Genomic DNA, 14630 nt, shown 5'->3' on the forward strand with positions numbered 1-14630 from the left:
AAATTTAAAAAAAAGCCGCAACTTAAATGTTGTGGCTTTTTTTATTTAAAATCGTTTGATATTTTTTACTTTTGAAACAGTAAAAGGCTTCCCTAATTTTCTAAGTCTTTTGCTAAGCAATTAATCCAAGAACAAATGATGTATTTTAATAGACTATTATTAGTTTTATTATGTTTTACTTTATGGTCATGCAGTAGTGATGATGATAATACAACTACCGACAATAATATTTTGATTGGCAAATGGTTAAGAAGTGATTACGATAACACTTATGAGCATAGTATACATTTTGAAGAGAACGATTTTGGCTACACAGCAGATAAACATACAACAGCAGAAGGTATTGTATCTACAGCAATTAGTTTTGATTGGTCTGTTTCTAACAACAAGATTACTTTAATTTTTGATAGCCATACAATTATTTCTAATTACTCCTTTACAGAAAATGGTAACCTAATAATTAATGATTTATCAACATTAGAGTTTATTAAACAATAAAATTTTATAAAATAAAAAAACGCAACCTATAAAGGTTGCGTTTTTAATTCAACTTAAATATTAAAAGTTAATCATAGTAAAGATAATCTCCCTTATAAGTTCCGTTAACTATTACACCATCATTTCTTGTAAACTGAAAACTAATTTCAATTTGATCTGTAGTGTATACTTCTAATGTTAAACTACCTGTAGATGCGTTTAAATTAGTATTAGAATTATTTCTATCTAATAATATATCACCATCTTCTAATTCTCCATCAATAATTTGAGCGTTTTCTTCAAATTGAAAATTAGACATATCAGAAAAACTATATGTTTGTTCTGCTAATGGACTTTGACTAATGCGTATATTAAATACATTAACATTATCAAGTTGAGTCCCATTATTTATAGCATCTAAAAACTCCGTTTCATTTTTATTGATAAAACTTACAAAAGTACTATTGCCTAATGCAGGCTCTACGATAACAGAACTAACAACATAAGTTTCATTATTTAAAGTAATAACATTTGTGTTTTGAGGTTCTTCTATGTTGTTATCGTCGTCTGAAGAACAATTTAAGACAGTTAAAGCGAGACAAAATAAAATTACAAGTTTGTTTAATTTTTTCATTTTAAAAATTACTGTTTTAAGATTTTTATTGTTTGGTTTGATTGGTTAGTAGTTATGTTTAAAAAGTACATTCCTGTTGGTAAATTAGAAATGTTAATTTGAGATTGATTAGCAAAATCAAGTACTTTTTGACCATTTACATTAAAAACTGTTACATTTTTAATAGTTTGATTAGTCTTAATATTTACAACGTCTGTAGCTGGATTAGGATATAATTTTACTGAGTTTTCATCTAAAGAAATATCATCAACACTTAATGTAGAATTGTACTCGTAAGCTCCTAAATCTATTGTAGTATTAAAAACCCTATCATTACCTGATAAATCTAAATCACCAAATAAAGCTTCATCGTAGTATGCGTTATCTCCTTGATCAACAATATAATTTGAAGCTGATGTTGGTTTGTATTCGGCATCTAAATTTAAGTTATCAGTCGTTGGGTCTAAAAGTGTGATATTTGAATTATCAAAAGTTCCAGAAGTTACACCGCTACCAACCATAGCAATAGTATTATATACCCTAACTGTTTGGATATCTCCTTCAGCTGTTTTACTGTTTTCAATATCTACTGTACTTAATTGACCTCCATTATATTTGTTTTGCCAGAAAAGACTGTTTCTAAATTCAAAAACTCCCCAACCACTTCCACTACTAACATTAATAACTTGTTGGGTAGATGCGTGGTTATTAACATTATCTATAATAGACACATTGGTTAACGAACTTTTAAATAGTCTGCCATCATTATTTAAAGTTCCTCTTCTAAACCAAATTGCTCCCCAATCTGCGTTATAAGTATTATTAGCAACCAACACATTAGACCAATTGGATTCTAAAGTACTTGAGTTGGTATCGTTATGTTGTAGTAGTATAAGACCATTATTAGTTTGGTTATCTGTAATGGCAACATTATTGATTGATACAGTACCTGAAAAAGTTCTCCAATCAAATAAAATACTGTTGCTATAATTATTATTAATTAGCGTATTAGATAATTCAAAATTTGAAACGTTAGTGGCTACTTTTACAATTGGGCTACCCGATGTTGTATAAAAGTTACTTAAAACAAAACCATCAATAATTACATTATTAGCTGCTAAATTGAATAAACTTGATGAATTATCTGATTTGTTTTGCGTAAAATCACCAGAAATATCATCATCTAATATATCACCAGAAATTATAGTTGCATTACTTGTATTTACAATAGATAAATCTCTATCTGTTTCAGAAGTTTCTGTTCCGTTAAAACCACCATAAATCTCTATTTCTGAATTAATACTAATTTCACCAGATGTTAATTTATAAGTCCCTGATTTTACAAATATTTTAGATCCACTACCTAAAGTAGGTATATTAGCGTCATCTAAAGAAGTATAAGCATTAGTCCAACTTGTACCATCATTAGCTCCAGTAGCATTTGCATCAACGTATATAACGGTTGGTGGTTCTGGTAATGATAATGGCGCTATATTACCTGGTCCTGTTAGCATAGCTGTATCTGTATATTGAATGGCTCCTAACCCTATCGATGAATCTGTATTTCTTCTAGGGTTCATAAAACAATCGGTCGTAGGATTAAAACTGCTATAATAACCATAGTTATGAGTTGCTTCTCCATTATCTCTATAAGCTGAAATAGGTATAAAATCTCCAGAAAAAATATCAACAAAAGGACTCTCTGATAACGTGTAATTAGTTAGTAAATTAGCCGAACCTATTACAGGTGTAAACTCTGATGCATTGGCATAACCAGTTGAAATAGTTGAGGAACTTGTATCTTGAGTTCCTATATAGTCAGATGTTCCATAGTTACTGTAATATAAATTATTACCCCAAAACCCTATTGTTTCTGCTGAACCAACTGTCTCAAAACGTATTGGACTAGCTACATCAGATGTTACATTGCTACCTTCTTCATTTAAAGTTAAGGTGTTATTTTGAAAATACACATTTAATCTTGTTGAACCACCTGTTGCACTTATAAAACGTGCCACACTACCTGAAGCATTAGCAGTTTCTACTTTGTTACCTATAAACATATTATTAGCAATAAAAATATCATGCTCAAGATTTATATAATTTGTGATACGATATTCAAATGCATATCCTGAATTAGATACATTTTCATCTAGTATACTATTAAATAACTCAAAAGGATAATCATTTACAGTTTCATTAGACCAAATATCCATTGCTGGTCTTGTTGAAGCATAATTTCTTGAAAACCTACAATTTTGCACTGTAATTTTTCTTTGCACTTCATTTGAAGATGATGGATGGCTATACAATGCACTACCACCATAAGCATTAACAAAATGCAATCGGTCTAGAGTAATTTCTTGAGTTTTACTTGCTGAATTAGGCTCTACTTTAAGAATAATTGGTGCATTATCTGTTTTATTTGCAGATGTTGCACTAGGTAATTCATTAGTATCATCTAGCGCTAAATCTCCTGTTAAATATACAGGATGTGCCCAAGGATCCGTGCTACGTTGCGAAAGAGACGTTTCAGTACCCACAAAACCGCCATAAATACTAACTCCGTACTGGTTTAGCATTGGTGTGTTTTTATTAACAGGCATGTAAGTTCCTTCTGCTATCCAAATTTGAGCACCTGTTATGGTTTGGATTCCTAAAGCACTATGAAGACTTGTGTAAGCATTTGCCCAACTGCTTCCGTTATTTGCACCTGTTGCATCAACATCGACATAAATTATGGTTTGTGCTTGCGTAAAACCAAACACTAAAAAGGTTAATAAGAGTAATGTTTTTTTCATTGTAGTTGAGATTAATATTCAACAACAAAATAACTTCACTTTTAAAGGTTTTCAATTTGCTTTTTTCTGAATAGGTCTAATTTCTTTCTGAATGATTTATGAAGATTATTCTTACACTAAATATTATAAAAAAAGCCTGCTCAAATAAGCAGACTTTAAAAATTATGATTAATAGCGTATATTAATTATTCGCAGTTCATTTTTTGTCCGTATGGCATTTGTCCATGTATAACACCACCAAATTGTGAGCTACCATAACCACTACCATTGTATTGTTGCTTGATTAAAAAACCTTGTAAATAGCAGTCGTTATTTTTATTTTTTTCTGTAAAAGCACCTTTGATCCAACGGTATAAAATACGACCTGTGTATTTGTTTTTTACAATACTCCAATCGTTAGATTCTATATTTAACTTTAGAAGTTTTGCACCATCTTTTGCAATGGTTTTTGATACATTTTCTTTAGCAAAACTCACTAATGAAGCATTACTATTCATGCTACCAGCTTTTGGCATTTTTATAGCATCCATGGTTGATTTTGCAGCTGCATCATAATTTGCTTTTAATGTGGCTTCAAACTCTTGTACAATTGGCTTTGCTTTTTCTAACCAATCTAAATGAAATTGTTGTTCGCCTTTACCAATAATATTTAACACTGTAATATCGTTTTGATGCATGTATGATGGCACATTAAAAGCGTGCCCACCTTGATGAGAACCTGCGTAAATAACAAATACATCTTCTGCTATAAGCATACCTCTAACAAGTATTGGCATACCTGTACCAAGCTCTATTGTTCTAGATCTGTCAGCACCAATTTTTGTTCTAAACATACCAGAAACTAATTCGTAACCAATATAACCTTCTGGTGACATCATTACTAATTCTGGTGTGGTTAAGAAACGTAACCAAGCATATTCTGGGTCTTGATACGGTAATAGGTCTACATTATCACCCATATCTGTCATTTGACGTCTAAGTTTTACACGGTCTACACCAACTGCACTCATCCCTTTAGTCATTGCAAAAGGGTAAGACATGTATAAGAATTCGTCTCCTATTTTTGTTGCTGATTTTGGTTTGTTAGCTTCTGCTTCTTTTTGCTTTTTTTCAAGATATTTTTGGTAGTATAAATCTTGTTTAGCTTGATCGTTTGGATATTTTTTAGCTAATTCTGCTTTAAATTCTTCATCTGTGTATTCTGTTTTTGAAGAATTTTGGTTAGATGTTGAAGAACTTCCAACCATTCCTGAAGAATTTTCAGTTTTTGAAGACGAGCTTGTGTCTTCTTTTTTATCTAACTTCGTCTCTACCGCTGCTTTGGCTTTCTTTTTTAACATTTTACCAAATTGAGCTTGAGATGTACCGTAGCATAACGCTAAAGCAATAAATAGGACTACTTTTTTCATGATAGTATTTTTAGTTATTTGTCAAATAAAAAACTAAACACTAGCAGATTAAAGTAGTTTTTTCTAAAAACAGTTATTTTTTTTCTGAAAGAGTTTTTACAGGTTCTTCGCTTTTCTCAGAATGACAAAAACTCCTCATAAACACTCGTAGTGGCTATTTAATTAAAAAGCGCAAATAGGATTATAAAACTTTATAGGTTTAAAGATTCTTCGCTACGCTCTGAATGACAAAATAGTCTAAAAAATTATAAGAAAGTTTCTTTTACAACTTCTAAAAACTGATCGCGTTTTGACTTAGAAATTGGAATTCGTTTTTGATTACTCATCAATAGATAATCACCATCATCTTTCACTAATTCTTCAACATATTTTAAGTTGATTAAATAAGAACGATGACATTTAAAAAACATAGCATTTTTAGATAATTGCTCTACAAAATGCTTTAACGGTTTGCAAATAGTTTTTTGCTTCCCTTCTACCAATTGCACATTAGTGTACATACCATCTGCTTCAAAATAAACAATATCATTATGTGAAGCAAAGAGGATTCCTTTAGGTATTTCTAAAGCTATTTTATCGATTGATAGTTGCTTTAAAGAGTCTCTTAATTTGTTTAATTGTTCGCTTAAATTATTGGTTTCTACAGCGTCTTTTGCTTTTAAGACTGCTTCTTTAAGTTCTGTTATATCTACAGGTTTTAATAAGTAATCTACTGCCGAAAGTTTAAAGGCATCTATAGCATATTGGTTATATGCTGTAACAAAAATGATTTTAAAATCTATCTGATTAGGGAAATATTCTAAAATATCTAAACCTGACTGATTTGGCATTTCAATATCTAAAAATACGATATCTGGATGCTCTGTTTTAATTAAATCTACCCCTAGTTTTAGGTCTGAAGCTTCATAAATCTCACTTATACTTGGACAATGATCTGTTATTAAATTAGATAATAAATGTCTTGCGCGCTTTTCGTCGTCAATGATTATAGCCTTCATAATTTATTGTATTGGCATGGTAATTACCACTTTTGTACCAGTTGGTTGTTGGTTAGAATTATATAAATCTATAATTTCTATATTAATATTTCGTTTTAATTTGTTTTTGTAAAGCCTTACACGTTCTTCGTTTGCTTTGGTAGCAAAGGGCTTGTGTGGTTTATCACTTCGTTTTAAGGCTTCAGATTGCTGTCTTCCAATTCCGTTATCTTCTACTGTAATTACAAGCGTATTTTCATTGGTTGCGTTAGCTTCAACATTTAATAATCGTTCACCAGATTTGTGTAAAAGCCCATGTTTTAATGCATTTTCCACATAAGGTTGAATGAATAACGACGGAACTTTTATTTGTCTAACATTTAGTTTTTCATCTACATTTAAACTATACGTTAGCTCGTCTTCAAATCTAACTTTTTCTAATTCTAAATACAGTTTTAAGGCATTTAGTTCTTCTTCTAAAGTAATTTCGTTTTGCTGACTATAATCCAAATACATTCTGATTAATCTGCTGAACTTTACTAAATATGAACTTGCCAGATCTTTTTCATTGGAAATAATATAATCTTGAATGGAATTTAAAGCATTGAAAATAAAGTGCGGATTCATTTGAGATCGCAGATTTTCTAACTTCAAATTAGTTATTTTTTTGTCGATTAATATTTTATCGATTTCGGCAATTCGTTGTGCTTCTTTTTGTCTTAGTCGCCATCTAAAATACAACCAAATTAAACCTGCTACGACCAATAAAATAAGCGCATAAAACCAGTATGTTTCCCAAAAAGGTTTATTGATAATAAAGGTGATTGGACTTGCAAACTGTATGTCTTTACTACCAATATTTTGACCTTGTAACTCAAAAGTATATTTACCGCTAGACAAACTATTAAACACTACAAAATGTGTGTTTAAAGGAACGTCTCGCCATGTAGTATCAATAGGTTTTATGCGGTATTTGTAACCAACATGCTTGTTAGATTGAAAGCCATTAGAGTTAAAGTCAAACCTTAAATTATTAAAATTATATGGTAAATTATAATTGGTATTGACTACGGTATCTTTATCATTAATTTTTACAGATTCCATCCACACTTTAGAAGTTTTAAAGTCTTTAAAAAGTGCTTCATTTTTAGGCATTAAATAAAATGAATTGGGGAAAGTTGCGACCAAATAATCTTGAAGAATGATAAATTTATCAACCGATAAAGTCAATCCATCTTGCGTATTTAAACTCTTAATTTGATTGGTTTTTGGTTGAAATCTATAAAAACCTTCATCTGTTGAAATCCATAGAAATTCACCATCAGATTTTAGTGTATTTATCTGAACTTGTTTTGGTAAAATATCTTGTTTTGAAATCAATTGATTGTCCTTAAAACACAACAAACCATTGTGTTGTGTGGCAAGCCAAACTTCATTATTAATCTTTGCAATTGAATTAACTAAAACACTTTCATTTTCTAATTTAATTTCTTTTGAATTAAAATTCTTTACATCAAATTGATATAATCCATCAATGAAAGAAACGAAAATTTTTTCTTCTAAGACTTCAGAAGTTTTCACTCTGCTTTCTCTAATAATTCGTATTGAATCTGAAGTGTAAGGTTTATTGTAAACTACAGCTTCCTTATAACTACCATAAAAAAGGTTTTCTTCATTTATTTTAGAAAATGTTTTGGCTACAGAGTATTTATTTTTTTGGTCTTTTAAAGTGAATGTATTTAAGTCTACACTATAAGATTCAGAAGCATTAATACTAACAATAACATGGTTTTGTGAGGCATCAAAAAACAAATTACCAATAATCTTAGAGCCTGGTAATTTTAGGGTTTTAAACACTTCTTTATTGTTATAAAATAACAATTTACCACTATTGGTACCAAGTAAAAATTGATTATTATTTAGCGCACAAGCTGCTGTGATTTTATCTTTTGTAAGGTCTAAATTAAGACGTCTTATGCTTAAATTAGATGACACAAAAACACCATTATCTAAGGTAGTGAACCAATAATTTTTATTGAAATCTACTAACACATCAGTAACAGATTCGTTACTAAATAATTGTTCTTTAAAAATTAATTGATTTTGTTTTAATTGAAATATAAAAACACCAGAAGTTGTTAAAAACCAATAGTCATTATTTAAAGATATAATGTTGTAAATAGTTACATCTTCAAGGTTTTTTGGTGTTGTTAGCTGCTTGACTTTATCAGCTTGAGTGTTGTAATAATAAAGTTGATTTTTACCTTGTTCTTTAAAATTTAAAAGTGCTGAATTTTTAAAAGCATATACCTTTGGTGACTGCATTCTGAACTTTGAAGTCAGCTCTATTAGTAGTTTTAGTTTATCATCCTTAATTTGATACCAATTTTGCTTCTCTTTTGAAGGTCTATCATCAGAGTCCATCTTAATAACATAAGACAATTTATTATAAGAACTCTCGCTAACGGACATACCTTCAAAAAGCTTAACAATGCTTTTATCTTCAAAATCAATGTCATAAATACCGTCTACGGTAAATAAACGTATGGCTTTGTCCGTAATTTCGAAAGGTGATAATTGCCCTTTTACTAGCTTATTAGCATCATAAAAAAGGGTTAATGTATTGTTTTCAATATAAAATATTTGACCGTAAAGGTTGATACACCAAAGTCTACCTGTTTCATCTAATTTTAATTGAAATAATGAGTTTACTTTTTGGTTTGGATTTGTAAACTTTTTGTAGTTTTTTCCGTTGTACCTATACAAGCCTTTATCTGCTGCAAGCCAGATATAATGGTCATCATCCTCTAAAATATCATAAAATTCTACATCAGGTAAATTAGATATTTTAGACATGTGTTGTACCACTGGGTTTTGTGCCTCGATAGAGCTTCCAAAACCAAATAAAACAACTAAAAGTATGTATCTAATTATTAATCGCATAGCTTATAATTAGCAAACTTAATATTTAATTAGCTAATCAAGCTTTGTTTTTTCTGTAAGCAGTTGTTTTTTTTCTAAACAAAAAAACGCAATCTTAAAAAGATTGCGTTTTTAACTCTATCTAAAAACTAACTAACTAATAAAATTAAAAGATAAAGGGTATTTTGGTGTTTCGCCGTGACTTGCCTTAATAGCATTTACTACAGGGAAAATTATTGAAATTAATCCTAAAACCATAAATCCGATAAAACCTAAGCCCAGTAATAAAATTAATGGTATACATATTATAAAATAAACTAATAAACTTAATTGAAAATTGACAATGTTCTTACCATGTTGGTCTAACTCTAAAACCTTATCTCGTTGGGTTAACCAAATAATTAAAGGCAATAATAAACTACCAAAACCTATTATTAAAGTTACTAATTGACTAAGATGAGTCAGTACTATTAATTGTTTATTTTCTTGCATAGTTGTATTGTTTTTGATGATTGACACTTATAGGACGCATCATTATCAAAAAAGTTACAAATTTTTAAAAATAAAACAATAATTTATTGTTAATGAGGAAGTTTGTCTTTTAAAAGTCCATAAATAAAAGTACCAACAACTGCTGAAACAATAACAATTAATATAGGTAAAAATCCTGCTCCTACTAAAGTAAACATTGGTCCAGGACATGCACCTGCTAAAGCCCAACCTAAGCCAAAAATGGTTCCGCCAAACAGATAGCGATAGATTGATTTTTCTTTATCAGGAATTAATATTGGATTACCATCAATAGACTTTATTTTTTTTCTTTTTATAAGCTGAGTGAAGATGATCCCAAAAAACAAAGCTGTCCCAATAATTCCGTACATATGAAAAGACTCAAACCTAAACATTTCATAAATTCTAAACCACGATGCTGCTTCAGATTTGTACATAATTATTCCAAAAAAGAAACCGACTACTAAATAGATGAATACTTTTTTCATTGTACTAAAAAATTAAAGGAAATAATAAATGTACCATGATTAAACCTCCAATAAAAAAACCTATTACTGCTAATAACGAAGGTCTTTGAAGGTTACTTAATCCAGATATTGCATGCCCCGAAGTACAACCACCTGCATAGCGTGTACCAAAACCTATTAGTAAACCGCCAACAATTAAAATAATAAGCGTTTTTGGTTCTTGTAAAGCTTCTGTAGAAAACAATTCTTTAGGTAAATAAGTGTTATCCTCAGAAAAACCAATTTGTTTTAAACCTTCTTTTGTAGCTTGACTAACTTGAGGCGTCTTTCCATCAGTCATAAAATTCTTAGCTACAAATCCTCCTAAAATTGCTCCAACAGCAACTAAAAGATTCCAACTTTGTTGTCGCCAATTAAAATTAAATAACTGACTAAACTTACCGCCACCACACATGGCGCAAAAAGTGCGTAAATTAGAAGACATGCCAAAAGTTTTCCCCATTATTAAAAGGAAAAACATAGTAAGCGCTATTAAAAATCCTGAGAGCAACCATGACCATGGTTGTAAAAAAAAATCCATAAATCAAATTTACGCAAAAGTACACGCTATAATTAATTTATGGAAATTAATACCTATTTTTAATAAATAGAACTATTATTAGTTTTTGATTTTGAATATTTTAGTTAAAATATCTTCCATCAAACACCATTTAGTGATTGCAGACTGAAATAAATTAGCGCCTACAAACACTGTAAACCACAACCAATTTTGATTAACGTACATACCTAATAATACGCTTATTATAACAAAAACTCCTGCTATTGCTCTTATATACCTGTTTAACATAACTATTATTTATTTAAATTTAAATTGCTCTTTCTATAGGTACAACAATCGCTTTAATAGGATTGTTGGTTTCTAAATTGTTATTGAACTCTTTTATTAAATCAAAAAGAGTATCAATAAACATGTCTTCTGTAAATGAGAAAAACATTGTAGACTCATTACTTGCATTTTCTGCTCCAAACCAATTGGTAGACATAATTAAAGCATGGTTGTTTTTATAACCATCTATATCAGATTCGCTAAAATTTTCAATGCCTGCTTTTTTAAAGAGTTTTATCACATCCTTATGAAACTCTTCTACTGCGGTTACTAATAGTAATTTCATATCTTTCAACTTTACTGGCCAAATGAGCACAACTAAGATTTTTTTTGAACTCTCATGACACTCAATCATGCTCGGCCAGCTTTTTATTTATGGTTTTTACGTTCTATCATATAATACACTAAAGGCACAACTAATAAGGTTAATACAGTTGAAACAATAGTTCCGCCCATTAACGAAATAGCTAATCCTTGAAAGATCGGGTCAAATAGGATAACAAATGCACCTATGACTACTGTTCCAGCAGTTAATAAAATTGGTGTTGTACGCACTGCTCCTGCTTCGATTGCGGCTTGTTTTAATGGCACGCCTTCTTCTAATCTTAGGTTTATAAAGTCAATTAACAATACCGAATTACGTACCATAATTCCCGCCAAAGCAATCATACCAATAAATGATGTTGCGGTGAAAAATGCGCCCATTAACCAGTGACCTAAAATAATACCAATCATCGATAATGGTATGGCAACCATCATTACTATTGGTGCTTTAAAGTTTTGGAACCAACCTACAATTAAGATGTAGATTAAAGCAATTGCTCCTAAAAATGCTATTCCTAAATCTCTAAATACTTCCAAGGTAATTTGCCATTCTCCATCCCATTTTACGGTGTAATCATCTTCAAATTCTGGCTGTCCCAAATACATTTCATTAATCTCATAGCCTTGTGGTAAATTAATCGCTTTTAGCTTCTCTTCCATTCCTAAAATAACATACGCAGGACTTTCTAATTTACCAGCCATATCTGCTAACACATAAACTACACGTTTTTGGTTTTTACGGTAGATGCTTTTTGCACTTGTGGTTTCAGTAATATCAACCAAGTCTACAATCGGAACTAGATTACCTTGTTGCGATTTTACCTTTAACTGTGAAATATCTTGAATGGTTGACTTTTCCTTTTCATCTAAAGCTAACACTAAACCTATTTGATTTACTGCATCTTCATCATACAACACGGTTAAAGGTCTGTTCGACAATGCCATATTCATGGTATAAGCAATCTGTTTTGGTGCTACACCGTAAAGCATTGCTTTTTCTTTATCTATGGTGAATTGAAATTCTTTTTGATCAGCTTCTACCATCCAATCGACGTCAACAACATCTTCTGTATTATTCAAAATGTTCTGAACTTCGTTAGCAATCTCCATTTGCTTATCGTAATCAGGACCATAAATTTCAGCCACTAAAGTTGATAATACAGGTGGACCTGGTGGAACTTCAACAACCTTAACATTCGCATTATATTTTGAAGCTATCTTTTGAATGTCAGGACGCAATAATTTTGCAATATCGTGAGATTGCGCACTACGTTCTCCTTTATCAATTAAATTCACTTGTATATCTGCCATATTACTTCCGCCACGTAAATCGTAATGACGTACTAATCCGTTAAAGGTAATTGGTGCCGAAGTCCCAATATAATTTTGATAGTTAACCACTTCTGGTCGCGTTGATAAGTATTGTGAAATTTCTTGAGCCACAACAGCCGTACGTTCTAAAGTGGTTCCTTCAGGCATATCAATAACTACTTGAAACTCGTTTTTGTTATCAAACGGTAACATTTTTACAACGACCGAATTGGTAAAGAACATTACCATTGTTCCCATTAACAAAATGAAAGTCAACCCTAAAAACAACCAACGTTTTGAAGAACTTTCAATTAACGGACGTTCAAATTTCTCGTAGAACTTGTAAATTTTAGTGTCTTCTAATGGTTTTTTAGGTTTCTCAACTACACCTTTCTTGTCTTTTTCACGCAAGAAAATATACCCTAAATACGGTGTTATAGTTAAGGCTACAAATAACGACAGTATCATTGCAATAGACGCTCCAATTGGCATTGGCGCCATATATGGGCCCATTAATCCAGACACAAATGCCATAGGCAATACCGATGCAATTACGGTAAAGGTTGCTAAAATAGTTGGATTACCTACTTCATTAATGGCATATAATGCGGCTTGTTTAAATGGCAAGCGTTTCATTTTAAAATGCCTATGCATATTTTCGGCAATAATAATGGAATCATCTACCACAATACCTGTTACAAATACTAATGCGAATAAGGTAATTCGGTTAAGCGTGTAATCGAGCATATAGTAGCTTAACAGCGTTAATGCAAAGGTAATTGGTACCGATAAAAACACGACCAATCCACCACGCCAACCCATTGCCAACATCACTACAAATGTTACTGCTATGATAGAACCAATAAGATGTAATAATAATTCTGATACTTTATGAGACGCAGTTTCGCCATAGTTTCTAGTAATTTCTACGTGAACATCATCAGGTATTAAGGTTTTGCGCAAATGCTCTACTTTATCAATGATGACGTCTGCAATTTTCATCGCGTCTGCACCTTTTCGTTTTGCTACCGAAATAGTTACAGCTGGATATTCTGATTTGTAATCGTTTGCTTTTTCGCTAGCCTGACCAAAACCAAGACTAACATAATTTTGTGGCACTTCTGGACCATCAACAATTTTTGCGACTTGCTTTAAATAAATTGGCTGATTTTGCTGAACACCAACGACTAGATTTTCAACATCAGTCATCGATTCTAAAAACTTGCCTGTGTTTACCACAAATTCGGTATCATTTTTATCAAAAGTTCCGCTATTTAATTGTGCGTTGTTGGCTTTAATCATTTCAGAAACCGATAGAAAGTCTAAGCCTGCACTTGCTAATTTATCTTTATCTAAAACGACACGTATTTGACGTTCTCTTCCACCTATTTTGTGTGTAATTGCAACGTCATTTACTTTCTTAATTTCGGCTTCTAATTCTTGAGCCATTTGCCCTAATTGGAAATCGTCATAAGTCTCACTCCACAACGTTAAACCCAACATCGGTACATCATCAATAGCACGTGTTTTTACTAATGGAAACGTTACGCCTTCAGGCATTTCATCCATATGCTTATTGATTTCGTTGTAAAGTTTTACAAAAGAACGCTCGATATCTTCGCCCACATAAAACTGAACGATGACCATTCCTTGTTCTTTCATAGACGTAGAATATACATATTCCACACCTTTTATATTCGAAATTAATTGCTCTAAAGGCTTGATCACTCTAGATTCAACCTCGGTTGGACTTGCACCAGGATAACCTACAAAAATATCTGCCATAGGCACATCAATTTGCGGCTCTTCTTCTCGAGGAATTAAAAACGAGCTGTACACACCAATGACCATAAAAACAATCATTAAAAGCACTGTAAGCTTCGATGTCATAAAGACTTTGGCAATTTTTCCTGCTAAACCTTCTTTCATTTTG

12 protein-coding genes are annotated in these 14630 nt (G+C 31.3%); 1 reads left to right on the plus strand and 11 read right to left on the minus strand.

Features of this window, described 5'->3' with window-relative positions; all coding sequences use genetic code 11:
- The first annotated feature begins 135 nt into the window (after positions 1–135).
- Positions 136–498: a hypothetical protein gene (locus WA327_RS12745; protein ID WP_336070334.1), complete on the plus strand. Its 363-nt coding sequence runs from the start codon at positions 136–138 to the stop codon at positions 496–498.
- A 67-nt stretch (positions 499–565) separates the two neighbouring features.
- Here the strand turns inward: WA327_RS12745 and WA327_RS12750 are convergent, their stop codons facing one another.
- The 11 genes from WA327_RS12750 to WA327_RS12800 all read right to left on the minus strand — a co-directional run bounded on the left by WA327_RS12750 (position 566) and on the right by WA327_RS12800 (position 14626).
- Positions 566–1111 carry a hypothetical protein gene (locus WA327_RS12750; protein WP_336070336.1) on the minus strand — a complete coding sequence of 182 codons (546 nt, stop codon included), beginning with the start codon at positions 1109–1111 and terminating at the stop codon, positions 566–568.
- A gap of 8 nt (positions 1112–1119) precedes the next feature.
- Entirely contained in the window at positions 1120–3891 is a 2772-nt protein-coding gene (locus WA327_RS12755; RefSeq protein ID WP_336070338.1) for a T9SS type A sorting domain-containing protein, read from the minus strand.
- A gap of 185 nt (positions 3892–4076) precedes the next feature.
- The gene (locus WA327_RS12760; RefSeq protein WP_336070340.1) at positions 4077–5300 is read right to left on the minus strand and encodes a hypothetical protein; all 1224 of its coding nucleotides are present in this window, start codon (positions 5298–5300) and stop codon (positions 4077–4079) included.
- A 245-nt stretch (positions 5301–5545) separates the two neighbouring features.
- Complete coding sequence (locus WA327_RS12765; protein ID WP_336070341.1) at positions 5546–6298, minus strand: LytTR family DNA-binding domain-containing protein; 753 nt, start codon at positions 6296–6298, stop codon at positions 5546–5548.
- Between the two features lie 3 nt (positions 6299–6301).
- Complete coding sequence (locus tag WA327_RS12770) at positions 6302–9220, minus strand: histidine kinase (RefSeq protein WP_336070343.1); 2919 nt, start codon at positions 9218–9220, stop codon at positions 6302–6304.
- Positions 9221–9352: 132 nt separating this feature from the next.
- The gene (locus WA327_RS12775) at positions 9353–9691 is read right to left on the minus strand and encodes a DUF4870 domain-containing protein (RefSeq protein WP_336070345.1); all 339 of its coding nucleotides are present in this window, start codon (positions 9689–9691) and stop codon (positions 9353–9355) included.
- A gap of 89 nt (positions 9692–9780) precedes the next feature.
- A complete protein-coding gene (locus tag WA327_RS12780; protein WP_336070347.1) occupies positions 9781–10197 on the minus strand; it encodes a DUF6691 family protein in 417 nt (138 codons plus the stop codon).
- Positions 10198–10201: 4 nt separating this feature from the next.
- Positions 10202–10756, minus strand: a complete 555-nt coding sequence (locus WA327_RS12785; RefSeq protein ID WP_336070348.1) for a YeeE/YedE thiosulfate transporter family protein — start codon at positions 10754–10756, stop codon at positions 10202–10204.
- A 78-nt stretch (positions 10757–10834) separates the two neighbouring features.
- Positions 10835–11023: a DUF2892 domain-containing protein gene (locus WA327_RS12790; RefSeq protein ID WP_336070350.1), complete on the minus strand. Its 189-nt coding sequence runs from the start codon at positions 11021–11023 to the stop codon at positions 10835–10837.
- A 19-nt stretch (positions 11024–11042) separates the two neighbouring features.
- Positions 11043–11348, minus strand: coding sequence for a hypothetical protein (locus tag WA327_RS12795; RefSeq protein ID WP_336070351.1), 306 nt, complete (start codon positions 11346–11348; stop codon positions 11043–11045).
- An 83-nt stretch (positions 11349–11431) separates the two neighbouring features.
- Positions 11432–14626: an efflux RND transporter permease subunit gene (locus WA327_RS12800; RefSeq protein ID WP_336070353.1), complete on the minus strand. Its 3195-nt coding sequence runs from the start codon at positions 14624–14626 to the stop codon at positions 11432–11434.
- Positions 14627–14630 lie beyond the last annotated feature (4 nt).

This window comes from Mesoflavibacter sp. CH_XMU1404-2, from assembly GCF_037029465.1.
Taxonomy (GTDB): Bacteria; Bacteroidota; Bacteroidia; order Flavobacteriales; family Flavobacteriaceae; genus Mesoflavibacter.